The sequence below is a fragment of the Bacillus songklensis genome (assembly GCF_042649685.1).
In the GTDB taxonomy this organism is placed as follows: Bacteria; Bacillota; Bacilli; order Bacillales; family Bacillaceae_H; genus Bacillus_BA; species Bacillus_BA songklensis.
Window position 1 is genome coordinate 175,916 of sequence record NZ_JBHRZT010000032.1, and the last position, 16,510, is coordinate 192,425.

Annotated in this window: 17 protein-coding genes and 2 pseudogenes; 15 read left to right on the forward strand and 4 right to left on the reverse strand. The window is 39.6% G+C overall.

The window, feature by feature from the left end; genetic code table 11:
• The first annotated feature begins 108 nt into the window (after positions 1-108).
• The 4 genes from ACFOU2_RS08785 (at position 109) to ACFOU2_RS08800 (ending at position 6,360) form a co-directional block, all read left to right on the forward strand.
• Positions 109-2,289: a malate synthase G gene (locus tag ACFOU2_RS08785; RefSeq protein ID WP_377914246.1), complete on the forward strand. Its 2,181-nt coding sequence runs from the start codon at positions 109-111 to the stop codon at positions 2,287-2,289.
• Between the two features lie 211 nt (positions 2,290-2,500).
• On the forward strand, positions 2,501-3,280 hold the full coding sequence (locus tag ACFOU2_RS08790) for a fumarylacetoacetate hydrolase family protein (protein WP_377914248.1): 780 nt from the start codon (positions 2,501-2,503) through the stop codon (positions 3,278-3,280).
• Positions 3,281-3,353: 73 nt separating this feature from the next.
• Positions 3,354-4,130 (forward strand): IclR family transcriptional regulator, encoded by a 777-nt coding sequence (locus tag ACFOU2_RS08795; RefSeq protein ID WP_377914250.1) that lies wholly within the window; start codon positions 3,354-3,356, stop codon positions 4,128-4,130.
• A gap of 448 nt (positions 4,131-4,578) precedes the next feature.
• Positions 4,579-6,360, forward strand: a complete 1,782-nt coding sequence (locus ACFOU2_RS08800; protein ID WP_377914252.1) for an L-lactate permease — start codon at positions 4,579-4,581, stop codon at positions 6,358-6,360.
• Between the two features lie 211 nt (positions 6,361-6,571).
• On the opposite strand, the gene ACFOU2_RS08805 is transcribed toward ACFOU2_RS08800, so the two are convergent.
• Positions 6,572-6,895, reverse strand: a complete 324-nt coding sequence (locus tag ACFOU2_RS08805) for a winged helix-turn-helix transcriptional regulator (protein WP_377914254.1) — start codon at positions 6,893-6,895, stop codon at positions 6,572-6,574.
• A gap of 328 nt (positions 6,896-7,223) precedes the next feature.
• The gene (locus ACFOU2_RS08810; RefSeq protein ID WP_377914256.1) at positions 7,224-8,510 is read right to left on the reverse strand and encodes an MDR family MFS transporter; all 1,287 of its coding nucleotides are present in this window, start codon (positions 8,508-8,510) and stop codon (positions 7,224-7,226) included.
• A gap of 137 nt (positions 8,511-8,647) precedes the next feature.
• Between ACFOU2_RS08810 and ACFOU2_RS08815 the strand changes: the two genes are divergently transcribed.
• Positions 8,648-8,797, forward strand: coding sequence for a GNAT family N-acetyltransferase (locus tag ACFOU2_RS08815; RefSeq protein WP_377914292.1), 150 nt, complete (start codon positions 8,648-8,650; stop codon positions 8,795-8,797).
• Here ACFOU2_RS08815 and ACFOU2_RS08820 read toward each other — a convergent pair.
• Positions 8,790-9,395: pseudogene (locus tag ACFOU2_RS08820) on the reverse strand (DMT family transporter); the annotation flags it as partial. The gene ACFOU2_RS08815 and the pseudogene ACFOU2_RS08820 overlap by 8 nt on opposite strands.
• On the opposite strand from ACFOU2_RS08820, the pseudogene ACFOU2_RS08825 reads away from it, so the two are divergent.
• The 9 genes and pseudogenes from ACFOU2_RS08825 to ACFOU2_RS08865 all read left to right on the forward strand — a co-directional run.
• Positions 9,355-9,459: pseudogene (locus ACFOU2_RS08825) on the forward strand (LysR family transcriptional regulator); the annotation flags it as partial. The pseudogenes ACFOU2_RS08820 and ACFOU2_RS08825 overlap by 41 nt on opposite strands.
• A gap of 208 nt (positions 9,460-9,667) precedes the next feature.
• Positions 9,668-10,033: a DUF3219 family protein gene (locus ACFOU2_RS08830; RefSeq protein ID WP_377914258.1), complete on the forward strand. Its 366-nt coding sequence runs from the start codon at positions 9,668-9,670 to the stop codon at positions 10,031-10,033.
• 316 nt (positions 10,034-10,349) lie between these two features.
• On the forward strand, positions 10,350-10,745 hold the full coding sequence (locus tag ACFOU2_RS08835) for an IDEAL domain-containing protein (RefSeq protein ID WP_377914294.1): 396 nt from the start codon (positions 10,350-10,352) through the stop codon (positions 10,743-10,745).
• A 130-nt stretch (positions 10,746-10,875) separates the two neighbouring features.
• Positions 10,876-11,190 (forward strand): thioredoxin, encoded by a 315-nt coding sequence (gene trxA, locus ACFOU2_RS08840; RefSeq protein WP_377914260.1) that lies wholly within the window; start codon positions 10,876-10,878, stop codon positions 11,188-11,190.
• 335 nt (positions 11,191-11,525) lie between these two features.
• Positions 11,526-11,825, forward strand: a complete 300-nt coding sequence (locus ACFOU2_RS08845; protein WP_377914262.1) for an iron-sulfur cluster assembly accessory protein — start codon at positions 11,526-11,528, stop codon at positions 11,823-11,825.
• A gap of 96 nt (positions 11,826-11,921) precedes the next feature.
• Positions 11,922-13,070: an NADH-dependent flavin oxidoreductase gene (locus ACFOU2_RS08850; protein WP_377914264.1), complete on the forward strand. Its 1,149-nt coding sequence runs from the start codon at positions 11,922-11,924 to the stop codon at positions 13,068-13,070.
• A 353-nt stretch (positions 13,071-13,423) separates the two neighbouring features.
• The gene (locus ACFOU2_RS08855; RefSeq protein WP_377914266.1) at positions 13,424-14,188 is read left to right on the forward strand and encodes a hypothetical protein; all 765 of its coding nucleotides are present in this window, start codon (positions 13,424-13,426) and stop codon (positions 14,186-14,188) included.
• Between the two features lie 19 nt (positions 14,189-14,207).
• Positions 14,208-14,693, forward strand: coding sequence for a hypothetical protein (locus ACFOU2_RS08860; RefSeq protein WP_377914268.1), 486 nt, complete (start codon positions 14,208-14,210; stop codon positions 14,691-14,693).
• Between the two features lie 273 nt (positions 14,694-14,966).
• The gene (locus tag ACFOU2_RS08865) at positions 14,967-15,137 is read left to right on the forward strand and encodes a hypothetical protein (RefSeq protein WP_377914270.1); all 171 of its coding nucleotides are present in this window, start codon (positions 14,967-14,969) and stop codon (positions 15,135-15,137) included.
• A 237-nt stretch (positions 15,138-15,374) separates the two neighbouring features.
• On the opposite strand, the gene ACFOU2_RS08870 is transcribed toward ACFOU2_RS08865, so the two are convergent.
• Entirely contained in the window at positions 15,375-15,593 is a 219-nt protein-coding gene (locus ACFOU2_RS08870; RefSeq protein ID WP_377914272.1) for a hypothetical protein, read from the reverse strand.
• Between the two features lie 440 nt (positions 15,594-16,033).
• On the opposite strand from ACFOU2_RS08870, the gene ACFOU2_RS08875 reads away from it, so the two are divergent.
• Positions 16,034-16,510: IS607 family transposase (locus tag ACFOU2_RS08875; protein ID WP_377914274.1), on the forward strand; the 477-nt coding region annotated here is incomplete at its 3' end.

Sequence of the window (16,510 nt, forward strand, 5' to 3'; positions counted from 1 at the left end):
TAGTTGAACCATCAAACAAGAAAATTCAACCAAACATCTATTCTTTGTTTTTGTAAGCGCTGTTTCGAATGATAAACATAAAAGCTGAATTAGAGGAGGAAATATACGATGAAAGACTATGTAAAAGTAGGTAATCTTCAAGTGGCTCCAGAGCTTTATGAGTTTATTAATTCAGAAGCTCTTCCCGGAAGCGGAGTGGATGGTGAACAGTTCTGGTCTAATTTAGAAAATTTGGTACAGGATTTGACTCCAAAAAACAAGGAATTGTTAGCCCGCCGTGATGAAATCCAAAACAAAATAAATGCATGGCACCGGGAAAATAAAGATCATTTTGAATTTGACAACTATAAATCGTTTTTGCAAGAGATTGGCTATCTAGAACCGGAGGTAGAAGATTTCCAGATCACGACTGAAGGGGTAGACGATGAAATCGCTTTCCAGGCCGGCCCGCAGTTAGTAGTCCCGGTCAATAATGCCCGTTATGCTATTAACGCTGCCAACGCCCGCTGGGGAAGCCTTTACGACGCTCTTTACGGGACGGATGCGATCAGTGAAGAAGAAGGAGCCGAACGCCGAGGTAATTACAATCCAATCCGAGGCGAGAAAGTCATTGCATATGCCAAGGAATTTCTCGATCAAGCTGCACCGTTAAATGAAGCATCCCATAAAGACGCTGTACAGTACAGCATCGTCGATGGAAAATTGTCCGTTACACTTGGCAGCGGAAAAACGACTGGCCTTAAAGACGATGCCAAGCTTGCGGGCTATCAGGGAGAGCCTGAAGACCCAACAGCTGTATTGTTGAAAAATAACGGACTTCATTTTGAAATTCAGATTGATCGTCAACATACAATCGGAAAAACGGATGATGCGGGTGTTAAAGATATTCTCATGGAAGCTGCGCTGACAACAATCATGGATTGCGAGGACTCTGTAGCGGCTGTAGATGCTGAGGATAAGGTGCTTGTATACCGCAACTGGTTAGGCCTCATGAAAGGAGATTTGTCTGCTACGTTTACAAAGGGAAGTAAAGTGATGACAAGGACTCTCAATCCAGACCGCAGCTACACAGCACCAGATGGCAAGGAGTTTACATTGCCGGGACGTTCGTTGATGTTTGTCCGTAACGTCGGGCACTTGATGACGAATAATGCGATAATAGATCAGGACGGCAATGAGATTCAAGAAGGAATTTTGGATACGGTTCTCACTAGCCTGTTAGCTAAACATTCTCTCTTAGGAAATGGCCCATATCAAAACTCTTCCAAGGGATCGATCTATATTGTTAAGCCGAAAATGCACGGATCAGAAGAGGTCGCTTTTGCCAACCAGCTCTTTGATCGCGTTGAAGACATGCTTGGACTGGAACGGAATACCCTTAAAATCGGTGTCATGGACGAGGAACGCCGCACTACGTTGAACTTGAAAGCTTGTATTCGTCAGGTGAAGGATAGAGTCGTGTTCATCAATACTGGGTTCTTAGATCGAACTGGTGATGAAATCCATACTTCGATGGAAGCAGGTCCGATGATTCGCAAGAATGACATGAAATCATCAAAATGGCTTCAGCGCTATGAGCAATCGAATGTGAATGCAGGCCTGGCAAGCGGATTCCAGGGTCGTGCCCAGATTGGTAAAGGAATGTGGGCAATGCCGGATATGATGGAGGAAATGCTGAAGCAAAAAATTGGCCAGTTAAAAACAGGGGCTAATACAGCATGGGTTCCTTCACCTACTGCAGCTACATTGCATGCTTTGCACTATCACCAAATAGATGTAACAAAGGTACAAAATGAGATGGTGAAAGAATCTAAAGATCTCAGAGATGATATTTTGGAATTCCCGGTGGTTAAAAACCCTAATTGGAGCCCTGAAGAAATTCAGCAAGAACTCGATAACAATTCCCAAAGTATACTAGGCTATGTTGTCCGCTGGGTTGAGCAGGGAGTCGGCTGCTCCAAAGTACCGGATATCAACAACGTGGGGCTTATGGAAGATCGTGCTACACTAAGGATTTCCAGCCAACACATGGCAAACTGGCTTCACCATGGAATGTGCACAAAACAACAAGTACTAGAGACTTTACAGCGTATGGCTAAAGTAGTGGATGAACAAAACGCGGGAGATCCGGCATATCGCTCTATGTCTGAAGACTTTGACAACTCTGTGGCATTTCAGGCTGCTTGCGACCTGATTTTCGAAGGCTATGAGCAGCCAAATGGTTACACTGAACCAATCTTGCACCGCCGACGCATAGAAGCCAAGGCTAAGTTTGCAGTAAAACAGTAAGCCATATATGTATATAACAGGGCTCTCTCATAAGTCCTGAAAAGAAAGAAATCCTGTTTTTTAACTGAAAAGAACCGTCAAGAAAGCCTTTAAATTTTTCTGGATTTTCCATGACGGTTCTTTTTCATATAAAATATTTTGATATGAGGAGTTGCCCGTAAAATAGACGTAGAACTAGACAAAGAAAACGTGGTTTGAGAGGAGCCTTACGATGAAATTTACTAGATTTACTGTGAATGCTGAAGTTTATACAGGTGTTATAACAGATGGTGCTATAAAAGAAATTAAAGGTGATATTTTTGGTGATTGGGAGTATACGGGCCAAACATTCTCTCAAAGTGAAGTCAAACTTCTTGCACCGTTAGAGCCGAACCAAATCATTGGAATCGGCGCAAACTATGTTTCAAAAGTGGAAGACCTTCCTGGCGAATTACCGGAAATGCCGGTCTTTTTCTTCAAGCCAACATCATCAGTCATTGGGCCGGAAGAAGACATTGTGATTCCAGAAGGTATTAATCAAGTTAAGTTCGAATCAGAACTAGCCATTGTTATTGGGAAAGAGGCAAAAAATGTGCCTGAATCAGAGGTTTTAGATTATGTATTTGGCTATACCGTCGGAAACGACGTAACGGCACCGCAATATTTCCATCAAGATGGTCACTGGACAATCGGTAAATCGTTTGATACCTTCACTCCATTAGGTCCTGTTATTGAAACAGAACTCGACCCTTTTAACGTGAATGTTGAAGCAAAATTGAATGAGGTTGAAAAACAAAACAGTGCAACAGAATTAATGATCATTCCAATTCGCAAGATGGTTTCCTATCTGACGAATGTGATGACACTTAAACCGGGAGATGTGATCCTAACGGGAAGTCCTGTTGGAGCAGAGCTGGTAGGTGCAGGAGACGTAATTGAATGTGAGATTAAAGAGATTGGGACTCTTCGAAATACGTTTGTAGCTGCAAGGGAAATCGTAAAAACTTGTTAGTATCCTATCAAATGCCCGGTGACATATGTGCTATAATAGAATCTATTACGTTTTGCACCAGAGGTGAGCGATTGTGGAAAGAGAGAATGTGGTAAAGTCTGTGAGCCGGGCGTTAGATATTATTGATCTAATAAGTTCGAAAAAGAACGGCTTAGGTGTTACAGAAATTGCCAAACAAATAGATATTAATAAAAGCTCTGTTTATCGAATTCTGTCAACACTTGTCCGTTATGGATATATTGAGCAGGATAAAGATACGGGCCGTTACAAGCTCGGCTACAAATTTTTAGAGGTTAGTTCAAAGCTGCTGGAGTCAATCGATCTGAGAGCAGAAGCAAAACCATACTTGCAGGAACTGGAAAATGAAACGAATGAAGTGATCCATCTTGTTGTCTATGACCAAGGTGAAGTTGTCTATATCGAAAAATTAGAAGGAACTGAAACGTTACGCATGCATTCTAAAGTTGGAAAAAGAGCTCCGATGCATTGTACTTCAGTGGGAAAAGCTATCCTCGCCCACTTACCTTCTAATGTTGTGTTGGATATTCTTGAACGTAAGGGAATGCCGTTGCACACAGACAAAACGATTACGAATAAAGAGGATTTTCTGAAAGAACTGATTCAAGTGAAACAAAGGGGCTATGCACTTGACCTGGAAGAAAATGAATATGGAATTATATGTATTGCCGTGCCGATCTTCGACCATTTAGGAAAAGTGATTGCGGCTGTCAGTATTTCTGGACCGACGATTCGTATGACGGCTGAACGAATGGAACAACTTCAAACGCGGCTGCTGAACATCGGCAAACAAATTTCAGCAAGGCTTGGGTATGTAAGTAAAATTAGTTAAGAAAAGCGGAGGCGACTGTTTAACCTTGAGAGGCGTTGGAACTTGTGACAAGGAAACCGCTCTTTGGTTTCAATGGCAGAAGTGAAACGGCCGAAAGGTTAGGAGGCGGAGCTGGACATCTCTGAACTTTATCCTTACCATGATAAAAAACATATTAAGTGAATCTTCACTCGGTAGAAGTTTTACTGTCCGTTAGAGCGGGATAAAAATTTGTTCGATTTCTTTGAAAAAAAGATATATTGAGCAAATTTTTTTTGTCATCATCAATTTATTGACTGTTTATAATTTTTAGAAAATTATTGAAAATACGGAAAGACTATGTATAATAAGATTTAAGTCAGCATGTTGTTGTATAACAAATTTTATATAGTTATATAACAGAGTTGCTTCATTCGCAACAATAGTAATGGTTGTTTTGTATGATGAAACAGAAAGGGGAAAATGTCTCATGAGTACTGGAATGTTAGCTTTTTTATCTCTTCTTCCAATCCTTGTAGTTGGAATTTTTCTGGTTGGCCTCAGGTGGCCCGCAAGTAAAGCGATGCCGATTTCGTATTTGGTGGCAATAGGACTTGCGTTATTCGTCTGGAAGGTGCCCGGAGCAAATGTAGCAGCAGCATCCGTTAATGGCCTTGTTGTAGCCGCAACACTTTTGTACATTATTTTTGGGGCAATCTTACTATTGAACACATTGCAAGAAAGCGGTGGAATTAAGACGATTCGTCAGGGGTTCACAGATATTTCGGAGGATCGCCGCATTCAAGTCATTATTATCGCCTGGTTGTTTGGATCATTCATTGAAGGGGCTTCAGGATTTGGTACACCGGCAGCAGTGGCCGTACCGTTATTGGTTGGATTAGGCTTTCCTGCGATGGCAGCCGTTATTGCCGGAATGGTTATTCAAAGTACACCCGTTTCTTTTGGGGCTGTTGGAACACCAATGCTCGTAGGAGTACAAACCGGGTTATCAGCTGACCCGGGCATTACCAATGATTTTCTTTCATTGGTCACTATGATCGCAGGCAAAGTTGCCATTCTGCATATGATTTCCGGAACTCTTATTCCTCTTTTTGTTGTTGCATTAATGACAAGATTCTTTGGTAAAAACAAATCATTCTCTGAAGGGATCAAAGTCTGGAAGTTTGCATTGTTTGCCGCATTTGCCATGACGATTCCATATGTAATTGTTGCAAATGTACTTGGTCCTGAATTTCCGTCCATGATTGGAGGATTAGTTGGTTTAGCCATCGTCGTGACTGCGGCGAAAAAAGGTTTCCTTATGCCGTCTAAAGAAGAAGTGTGGGATTTTGAAGAAAAATCAAAATGGGACCCAGAATGGATGGGTAATCTGGAAATCAAAGAAATTTCTCATAAGAGCGGAAACATGAGCATGGTTCGTGCATGGGCACCTTATATTTTAGTCGGCGTATTTCTTGTGTTAACGAGATTGAGTGAACTTCCACTCAATGGGTGGATGAAAGCGTGGACTGTATCCATTCCCAATATTTTCGGATCGGAAATTAGTGCAAGTTTCCAACCGTTGTATTTGCCGGGCACGATCTTTATTTTAGTATCGCTTCTTACATTCTTTATTCACGGGATGAATGGAAGCGCATACAAACGTGCGTGGTCTCAATCCGGAAAAACGACGCTTGCTGCATCAACAGCCCTTATCTTTACCGTTCCGATGGTTCAAGTGTTCGCCAACACAGGCGGCGGCGCGGCAGGATTTGATAAAATGCCGATTGAATTAGCGAACGGAGCCGCAGCGTTAGCCGGGGAATATTGGCCGCTGTTCTCTACGTTTATCGGAGGATTAGGCGCTTTTATCGCAGGCAGTAATACGGTCAGCAATATGATGTTCTCCTTATTCCAATACGATGTAGGTTCCCAAATTGGTGTTGATCCTACCTGGATTGTCGCTCTCCAAGCAGTAGGCGGCGCGGCTGGAAATATGATTTGTGTGCATAACGTGGTAGCAGCATCAGCGGTGGTAGGCCTGGTAGGAAAAGAAGGAATGGTCATCCGAAAAACGCTATTCCCATTTGCTTATTATGCACTGTTGGCAGGATCGATCGGATATTCCATTGTATGGTACTCGCAAAAAGGAATCTTTAATCTCGGTTCGCTGATTGCAACAGCAATTGCTTTGGCCGCGATTTACATTATTGCAACAAATCGAAAACGGGCCAATTTACTTATAAGTAACAAGTCATCATTAGATATGTAATCAGTGAGATAAATCCAATTACGCGCAAATATGTAAACGTTAACAAATTGTGCTTTATAGACTAATAGAGATAAATTCAGTAACAGACAGACAAAAGCCAGTGAGGATTTCCTGGCTTTTGCCTGTCTTATCATGAAATTCAGCAAAATATGTGAAGAGTCAGGTTGAAATCTGGTATGAAGCAATCTGTACCTTCTCGCTCCTCAAACCTTTAAACTTCTTTTTCTATTTTGACCCAGGCTTGCGACCACTTTTCAATTTCTCTAATGACGGGTTCTAAAGCAATGCCTTTATCGGTTAAAGAATATTCGACACGAACTGGAACTTCCGGATAAACATGCCGATTAACAATTCCTTCATCCTCTAATTCCTTCAGTCTTTCTGATAAAAGCCTTCCGCTTATAGGAAGAGCGGATTGGATGGTACAAAATCGCTGCTGTCCAGAAAGTAGTTGATAAATAATTAACCCTGTCCAACGTTTACCGATTAATTGCATACCTTTTTCGAATCTTGGACAAAGTGATGATTGTTCCATATTAACACCTCACTATATTGTTATTATAACAAAAAGTTACTTTTTAATGTAATTTTACGTTTTTTCAATTATATACTCGACGTATATAAATTACTATAATAAACGAATTTACGAAAAGTAAGAATTAATGATGATCAATCAGGAGGTCAATAAAAATGATGGGACGGTTTATTAGAGGGGAAATAAAAGGTGAAGTATAAAAAATGCTTGATAAATGCAAAGCGGAAACACCCTCGGATTCTATTTGAAATCCGGAGGTGTTTCTATGCAATATTTAAGTGTTTTTCTCCAATAAATAAGTTCCATTCCTTTATAGTTTTCCATGGGCTTATGGAGTGGGAATTTTTGTCATTTGTTGATTTTCATATTTCATAAACATCACATAGTATAAAACTGCACTGATAAGTGCTAGAAAACTTAGAAAAGCGAACGTCCACCCATATCCAAACCAAACAGCCATCGGGATGAAGATTGGAGCGATTGTTCTCCCAACCGTATAGCGGAGACTTGCTGTAGCGAAGTATTGGCCTCGTAAATGTTCGGGGGCCAATTTAGAAATAAAGTCTTGTTGGATACCTGCTGTCATTAGTTCCGCAAACGTAAATAATCCCATAGCAAAAATTAGTCCAAACATCGACTGCAGTTGTCCGAATAAAAAGATTGAAATTCCATACACAACTGACGAGATGATAAAGATATTTCGTTCTCGGAAATTTGTCATCCATTTTGTTACGATGACTGTAAACAGCGCGACAAACAGCCCATTTTCGGCTAACATGATTCCAAAGGCTTGCTCACCATTAACACGAAGCATGAAATCGCCAAATGAAAATAAAGGCATATTTTCAACCACATCTTTTGTGTAAACGGGAATTAACATATCAAGTTGCATAAATGTCAGGGAAACCAAGACTCCCGATAGAATGAAGAGTAAAAAAATACGATCTCGTAGAATAATCCCGTAGTCTGCTAGTTGATTCTTTAGATGTACATACCAGAGTTTCTTTTCGGTGTCATTCGCTTTCTGATCTTTTTGTTTTAATGGAACGGTTTCTCTTGTTAGTTTCTGTAATAGTAGTGCGAGTAATATACATATGATTCCAGAAATGATGATCAGCTGAAAACGATATGGAACATAAAAAAGCGCACCTAAAAGAGGGCCGACGACGACAGCAATATTTATAGAGGTATAAAAAACGGCAAATACATGGCTGCGATGTTCTTCATCTACCACATCCACAACCATTGCTTGACTTGCCGGCCAGTAAAAGGAGCCGAACACTCCTATTAATGTAAAGCTGATAAAGCCGATAACAGGCCAATGAAACCAAGGTGAATCAGAAAAAGCAAAAATGAAAAAGGCTATACCTTGTCCAAGTGCTGAAAAAACCATCATCTTTTTTCTTCCAAATTGATCCGCACAATACCCCCCCATTAAATTGGCTGCCACAGAAAAGAATTGAGACAGGATGATTAAAAAACCTGCCTTTTCTTTTCCGAAAGCATCTGCAAAATATATCGTCAAAAACGGGAAGAACATCCAATAGGTTACGTTCATGACCGTTTCGCCAACTAAACGTACTTTCAAGTTTCCATCCCAATCTCGGATTCTCATTATGGCATCTCCATCCTCCATAACATACACTCAAACATCTTATCCGACTGATGGGGAAATTGCAAGAAGACGAAGCGTTCCATATGTTCTAAGTTATGAAGTCATTTGAATAGAAAAATCATCCATATTTAAGGGGGATTGGAAAACAACTTCTTTCTACAGTAAAGGAATTTGCAACATTAACAAAGTCAAAGGGAATTGAACTTTCTGTAGAGCATACAAATGACAGAGCGTGGAAATTTTATGAAAAGCAAGGCTTTAAGATGGATGAGGAGTTTTTGAGATAAATGGTAAGCTCCAAACAATGCTGGACCAGCTTTCAACTCCCGAACCTACGCAGATTAAGAAAAGCCCGCCGATAATAAGCTGAAGCGTAACCATCCAAATTGAATCTACACGGTCACCTGTTTTCTTTACAAACACTGTACCAAGCCCCCAGCCAACCGCACAGCTTAGGGCAAGCAAAATTCCGACGATGGAGATATGCCCCGTTAAACCGCTGGCACTGATCACGGCAACACCGGCAAATCCAAGAATCAAGCCAAAGATTTTCAATCCATACATTGCTTCTCCAAGCCAAAGCCAAGAAAAAATTCCGAGCAGTACCGGCTGAAGGAAAATGATAGCTGAAAACAGTCCCGCAGGCATGTAACCAAGTTCTACAGTCTGAAGACCGTAAAACAAAATGATGTTAAGCAAAGCGGAAATAAAATATAAGTACCATGTCTCCTTTAAGCGCAGCTGTTTATATTTTGGCAACGCATAAATAAGCAAGATCATTCCACCCAGTAATGTTCTTATTCCTGCAAACAGTACCGGTGGAGTATAATTAAGTGCGAAGGAACCGCGGTTTTGTAGAGAAATCGGTCTAGCTGTCCCTTCAATAAAGGAATCTTCGCTTGCTGTACAATTATTTATCCAAATCGTTCAAGAATTATTCCGTGTATAGGGATGGCAAAAGGTTATTTATTCCTTTTATCTTAATCTTTTTATAAGTTAGAGATCGTGCTATCTATTTGTTAATCATAAAAATTAGTGCTATGATTTTCTTTATGACGAGAACCTTTGTAAGCTCGTTCAAGACTCTACGGTCATTTCACCACCTCCCACGAAGTCAAAGAGCGACTTCGCGTCGGTGGTTCCAATGCCCTAGGAGCATGAACGAGCTTGCTCTGCTTTTCTTATTAGGTATTAGAGGAGATGGTGATATGGTAACTGAAGTAATGTTGAATGATGTTCATATAAAAGTAACCGGATATCAAGAAGAAGTTATGAAGAGTAAAAAAACTGGCAATGAATTACATAAGATTAGCTTTGATTTTAAAGTGAGAAGCGGTGAAGAGTACCATAAGATTACGACATTATTATATGAGAAGACCTTTGATGTTAAGGTTCCTGAAAATAATCTGGAGTTTAGGGGAACAATAAATCATTATTCCACTTCTATCACAAATCTTTATAAAGAGAATGCAGTTGGTGATTTTAAATTGGAGCTCATTGAAGTTGATCGGGAGAAGCTATAATCTTCAAGCCATTTCAAAAGCATGGTTGTATCCTATTTGGTGTAGTCTGGAGAAATGGCCCATGGTTTTCCTTGAGAGGCATTTTTGTTGACTTTATAAACTGTATACAATAAAATTACAGTATTCTTCTTGACGAGGAAACTGATTTGTCAGTGACATTGATTTCATTTTTTTCTTGTTTATACTGTAATTTTTTCTGTTGCAGATTAAAGGCGTTTTCTTTGTTCGACTTACTATATAGAGTGTTCTTTTTTATCAATAAACTGTAACTAAACTGTAACCTTTTTCATAACATTTTAGGGGATGGTGAATGCTGATGCTGACGAATGGCAACTATCGATTGGAAGTAGGAGATTGGGTCAAGGGCAAGTCGAGAGACGGAGAATTGATACACGGTTATATTGAAACAATAGACCCTTTACAAGAGACGGTGACAGTAAAGGTTGTTGAATGTGATCATGAAGAAATGATTGGAAAAACAATCGGGATGCTAAACAAAGGGGTTAAAAAGTTACCCGTTTCGACGGCAAGCAATGACGAACAACTTTCTCATTTAATCGATCTTGCATTATTAACTAGAGATGAGGAATGGTTTATGAGTTTGTCCGCGAAACTAAACTCCCTCAGAAACGTTTCGAAGGTGGATACAAAAAAAGATCCCGGTTATCCAATCAGTAGAAATAGTGTGAAGAATTCTGATATAAGGGGTTAAGACTGGGAGAACACAGTGTTAGCGCGTTAAAAACCAATCAATACTGTTGAATATCGAAAGGCAGGTTTTCAAATAAGCTTGTCAACGGTCTTGAAAACTTTGTTGAAAAGTGACTTAGGAGGAATGGAAAATGGCTATTTTACATGTAACTGATCAAACTTTTGATGCCGAAATCAAGGAAGGGCTAGTATTCGCCGATTTTTGGGCACCTTGGTGCGGGCCTTGTAAAATGATTGCACCGGTACTGGAGGAGCTCGATCGTGAAGTGGGAGATCAAGTAAAGATTATCAAGCTTGATGTAGATGAAAACCCGGAAACAACAAGAGACTTCGAAGTAATGAGTATTCCGACCCTGATTCTTTTCAAAGACGGGGAAGTGGTGGAGAAGGTGATTGGCTACCAACCAAAAGAGGTTTTAGCAGAATTAATTTCTAAGCACGCTTAATCACTTATTTTTTTATATTCAGAATTTCCCTAGGGATTAACGGAAAACTATAGTCTGTTACGTTTATTTTAATCATGCTCTGCTTACATGAAGTCGAAGCGGAGCATGAGATTATTTTTACATTTCCGTTTTAAATGCGAATAACACGGCTAAATGAATATGGGTGCTGCACGATGGAAGCGGAAGCTTCGAATCTTCTAGTTGTCGCTCGAAGAAAGCATTTGTCATGACCTAGGTATTGTGGAGAGCATTTTTGGACACGAGGTTGGTCTCGACAGAAAATAGCCATAGAAATGGATAGTTCAAAGTCAATAATGAGAATAGGAGACATAAACATGAAATGCAAAATCAACCGAAATGCTGCAAACGTATTAAAAAAGATGTTGAGCAGTGAAGAAGCGGAAGGAAAAATGATTCGCGTATTCGTTACAGATCGCCACGGGGATCATGCTCATTATGATTTAAGACTCGATACACAAACTGAACACGATGAAGTAGTAAAAACCGATAAAGGTATCGATGTTCTATTGGATAAACGAGAAGGTTTTTTAGATGGAGTTTGGATACAATATTTTTATTTACCTCAAGAGGGGTTTGTTATAACCAACCCATCCAAAGGACATCACCATCATTAAACAAGTGGGGAGACGATGTGCAGAAACAAGGTGTTAAACGTATGTTCATCTTAACAATATCATATCCAGATAGTTGAAGAGTGGAGGAATACAAACATGATGAAGTCAAAATACGCACCCTTATTCCAGTCATTTACCTTTTCAAAAGGGACTCAGTTAAAAAATCGCATTGTGATGGCGCCTATGACCAATTTCTCATCAAACCCAGACGGCACTGTTTCAGACGATGAAGTAAAATACTACGTCCGCCGCTCGAAGGGAGTCGGCATGGTCATTACGGCGTGTACATATGTAACAGCCAATGGTAAAGGATTTCATGGTGAATTTGCCGGAGATAGCGATGACATGATTCCAAGTTTACGACGATTGGCGACAGCCATTAAAGAGCAAGGGGCAAAAGCTGTCCTACAAATCTTCCACGGTGGACGCATGTGTCCGCCGGAATTAGTGCCAAATGGCGACATTGTGAGTGCGAGCGCAGTTCCGGCAGAGCAAGGAGCGCCTGTATCCAGTGATGGTCAACCAGTCGTACCTAGAGCTTTAAGTAATTCTGAGGTGGGAGCCATTGTGCGTGACTTTGGAGAAGCGACTCGCCGGGCTATCGAAGCTGGGTTTGATGGTGTGGAGATTCACGGTGCCAATGGCTACCTTATCCAACAATTCTTTTCCCCTCATTCAAACCGTCGTGAAGACAAGTGGGGAGGCAGTCTGGAAAAACGCCTGACTTTTCCGCTGGCGGTTGTAGATGAAGTGAAAAAAGTGGTCGCTGCTCATGCGAAGGAGCCATTCCTCGTAGGGTACAGATTTTCACCGGAGGAGCCCGAAACACCAGGAATCACGATGGCAGATACGTTAGTATTAGTGGATGCATTGGCAGATAAAAACCTTGATTATCTCCACGTTTCGTTGATGGATTTCTGGTCAACTCCTAGACGAGGGGTAGAGGATACACGTCCGCGTATGGAGCTCATTCAGGAGCGAGTAGGTCACCAGGTTCCTATAATAGGTGTAGGTTCCATTTATACAGCAGATGATGCTTTAAAAGCACTAAAAAGCGGAGTTCCATTGATTGCATTGGGACGCGAACTGATCATCGATCCTGACTGGGTGGAGAAAGTGGAGCAAGGAAGAGAAGCTGAAATCGTCACAAAATTAAGCAAGAGCGATCAAGAGAAGCTTGTCATTCCAGATCCGCTTTGGCAAGCGATCATCAATACGCCGGGATGGTTTCCGGGTGTTGAATAGCACCTTTGCTTATGTATCTTTTATTTACTTTTTACATGCAGATGTTGTTTGAAAAACGAGGGGGTGACTCAAAAGGGGGGAATTATCCCTTTTGAGTCACCCCCTTTTTGGTGTTCCTTCGTTTTAAAACGTTCTATCTCTTAATCCGCAAGAGAATGATACCCCAATGTGAATTGTTGTTTATAAATCCAAATTATTGTAAATAATGGAAATAAGAGGTAATTGAAATAATGATCGGATCGAAGTTTCGTGTATGCAATAAATGACAAAGGCCACATAGCGAAACCAGCATTCTTCTCTATTACATAAGAAATGTAAACGAATTGAGAAAAGCAGAAAAAGGAGTTCATAATATGAATCAAATTCCTCCTTTTCGAAGACAGAGGGCGCATTTATCCCAATTTTCCACTGTACAAATTCATTTAAAAAATCCTTGGATTGTCGCCTTTTTTTCATTTTCTTATCCAGGGTTTGGACATCTGATGCAACACCGCTATGCAAGAGGGTTTCTTCTCATTTTATGGGAACTCTTTATTAACAATCAGGCGAACGTCAATCTTGGAATTATGTATTCCTTATTGGGTGATTTTGAAAAAGCCAAAGAAGTTATGGATGAAAGATGGTTAATGCTTTATATCGGGATTTATATGTTTGGAATTTGGGATAGTTATCGAACGACAGTCGATTTGAATAAACTCTATATATTGGCGGATCGGGAAGATGCGCCCATTCTTAATATGAAGATGGATACCTGGGATATTAATTTCTTAGATAAGCGTATACCCTGGGTTGCTTTAGTATGGTCAGCCTTGGTTCCTGGACTTGGACATTTTTATGTTCATAAAATCATTACAGGTTTTTTTATTTTTGGGTATACGCTGTCTATATTGTACTTTTCACATCTTCCACAGGCGATTAATCATACAATGATCGGGGAGTTTGAGCAAGCTACAAAAGTGCTTAATATGCAATGGATGCTTTATCTTCCTTCCATCTATTTATTTATATTATATGATGCTTACGTTTCGACAATTGAATTGAACAAATTGTTTGAAAAAGAATTATCAAGATATTTGCGTAAGAACTATCAAAACCCTGATTTTGAATTTCCTATATAGCTGGGGAAGGTGAATAAATATGTTGGTCATCGCAACATTTGAAAATTCGCTCTTTATTGAATTGGCAATAACTGAACTTGAACAAAAAGGGATTCCGAAAGAAAAGATATTCGCTGTACCTCTTGATAAAAGAACAGAACCAAGGCAGCTATTTGATACCATTCATCGAGCGGATGGATTCAGTTTGTTCGATGCAGCAGCGATGTTAGGAACATGTTTCATGCTCCTGGGAGCGATATATGGATATGTATTAGAGTGGGGACCAATCATTTGGGGGATTATCGGAGCCGTTACGGGTTTGCTTTTTGGATTTTTAATGAAAATGTTAATGATTGCTAAAAAAAAGGGTGGAGGAAAAAATATTACGTCAGAAGTTGTACTCATGATCGGATGTGATGATCAGCAATGGGAAACTGTTGAAAAAGTATTATGGGACAATACAGCGTTAGGTATTACTGGAGTAAAAAGGTCTTTTACTGAAAAGCAACTGCCCTTGTTAAAATAATGCTTTTCTTTAGATTGAAGGAACACTCCGCTTCCATCGTACTATGATGGTCTTTTCAGATTGTTTTCCATACTAATGCCCCCTTTTTTGTCCAAATAAATACATATAAATACTCATAATTTTCATATTGGCCATTCCGCCACAGATTTTTTGAAGAACAAGCAGAACAATGGAACTGTCATCATTTATATAAAAAAATATATATTTGGATACGCAAAATCCGGTCATTTCTGATACGATAGAAAGACATCATACCAGAAAAAGGGGTTTATCATGGATAAATATCAAAACATTGATTTAGATAAGGTGTATGACTATAAAGATTTACCGGATAAAACAGCTGGACGCTGCGACAATTGCGGATGCGTGAAGTTCAAGAGCCGTGTCCATAACTACAAGTTCATTCGCGAATGCCGTGAATGCGGCATGAAAAAGAGTATTTGACATAAGAAATGGCCCTTCTTGGTTGTGAGGGCCGCTTCTAGCAGCCGGTTATTCCACGCCCACAACATTCTCTCCAGACACTCGCTAATCAGCGGGTGTTTTTCTTTGTCTCTTCACGAAAAGAACTGTAAGTGATAGCTTAAAGATTGGCTCATGAAATAAATGAATGAATCCAGGAAAAATGAACATAATAATATAAATCCCTGCAACATTTGTAAGCTACAGGGACTGAATTTGTCATTTACTTTCCGATTTTTGGGCTAGAAATGCACTCTGCACTTGACTAACGGCTGTTTGAGCTTGCGCAATTTCAGTAGAGGCTTGTTTGATTGCTTCTTGAGCTAAAGTAGGGTCTGAGGAAGCCTTTTCAATTGCTTGCTTTAGTAAATCTTGTGTAAGAGTTACATTTGCTTTAGCTTGATTTAATTGATTTACGTCAATTTGTTGTTGAGGCATTATTATCGCTCCTTTTTAATTTTTGAATTACTTCTATATCTTTGCCTAGCTTCGTTTTTTTATAATTGACAAAAGTTTCCAAAAAATATAAATCGAAATCGCATTTATTTGAATGTTACGGAAAGTAATAAGTGGTATTTCCAGCCGCTCTGTCTTCCATTTTTTACTCTAATATAGTAAAATGAAGTTTACGGATTATTCTCAAATCTTCCTATTTATGTAATCTTTCTAAAGAAAATGGTTGATATTATTTAGTAAAATCGTTAAGGGTGATGATACAAATGTCTATAGGCAGACGTATTCAGGAACTTAGACTGAAAAAAGGGTCAACAACAGTTCCTCATTTATATAGAAATAAATAGAAATAAATAGATTTAAGTTTTGACAAAGGAATAATTTAACTACATAATAAATATATGGATATGGAAAAATTATTAAATATGAAAGAAGCACGACAATTATTGGGTGTATCAACAAGAACAATTCAAAACTGGGATAAAGATGGGAAAATACAAATTGTGCGTACCCCAGGAGGGCGCAGAAGAATCCCATTAAGTGAGATTGAAAGATTACAAGGAAACAATAGATTATCCCAGCGTAAAATAGCTATATATGCCAGAGTATCTTCTAATGAACAAAAACAAAAAGGCGATTTAAATAGACAAATCGATTTTTTGAAAGAGAAGATAGCCCCTGGTTTTTTATTGGTAGAAACCATCTCAGATGTTGGTTCAGGCTTAAATGACCAAAGAAAAGGTCTTTTGAAACTGATGAAGTTAGCAAAAAAACAAGAAATAACCGATGTGGCGGTTCGTTACAAAGACCGTTTAACTCGTTTTGGGTATGGTTATTTAGAAGAGTATTTTAATAGTCATGGAGTAACCATTCATATTTTAGATGACGAGGAAACAACGAAA

Excerpts from the sequence above, each read along its gene's own strand:
- ACFOU2_RS08835 (WP_377914294.1), top strand. The coding sequence starts at position 10,350 with ATGCTGACGAATGGCAACTATCGATTGGAAGTAGGAGATTGGGTCAAG.
- ACFOU2_RS08810 (WP_377914256.1), bottom strand. The coding sequence starts at position 8,510 with ATGAGAATCCGAGATTGGGATGGAAACTTGAAAGTACGTTTAGTTGGC.
- ACFOU2_RS08805 (WP_377914254.1), bottom strand. The coding sequence starts at position 6,895 with ATGGAACAATCATCACTTTGTCCAAGATTCGAAAAAGGTATGCAATTA.
- trxA (WP_377914260.1), top strand. The coding sequence starts at position 10,876 with ATGGCTATTTTACATGTAACTGATCAAACTTTTGATGCCGAAATCAAG.
- ACFOU2_RS08800 (WP_377914252.1), top strand. The coding sequence starts at position 4,579 with ATGAGTACTGGAATGTTAGCTTTTTTATCTCTTCTTCCAATCCTTGTA.
- ACFOU2_RS08865 (WP_377914270.1), top strand. The coding sequence starts at position 14,967 with ATGGATAAATATCAAAACATTGATTTAGATAAGGTGTATGACTATAAA.
- ACFOU2_RS08870 (WP_377914272.1), bottom strand. The coding sequence starts at position 15,593 with ATGCCTCAACAACAAATTGACGTAAATCAATTAAATCAAGCTAAAGCA.
- ACFOU2_RS08860 (WP_377914268.1), top strand. The coding sequence starts at position 14,208 with ATGTTGGTCATCGCAACATTTGAAAATTCGCTCTTTATTGAATTGGCA.
- ACFOU2_RS08790 (WP_377914248.1), top strand. The coding sequence starts at position 2,501 with ATGAAATTTACTAGATTTACTGTGAATGCTGAAGTTTATACAGGTGTT.
- ACFOU2_RS08785 (WP_377914246.1), top strand. The coding sequence starts at position 109 with ATGAAAGACTATGTAAAAGTAGGTAATCTTCAAGTGGCTCCAGAGCTT.
- ACFOU2_RS08845 (WP_377914262.1), top strand. The coding sequence starts at position 11,526 with ATGAAATGCAAAATCAACCGAAATGCTGCAAACGTATTAAAAAAGATG.
- ACFOU2_RS08830 (WP_377914258.1), top strand. The coding sequence starts at position 9,668 with ATGAACGAGCTTGCTCTGCTTTTCTTATTAGGTATTAGAGGAGATGGT.
- ACFOU2_RS08850 (WP_377914264.1), top strand. The coding sequence starts at position 11,922 with ATGATGAAGTCAAAATACGCACCCTTATTCCAGTCATTTACCTTTTCA.
- ACFOU2_RS08855 (WP_377914266.1), top strand. The coding sequence starts at position 13,424 with ATGAATCAAATTCCTCCTTTTCGAAGACAGAGGGCGCATTTATCCCAA.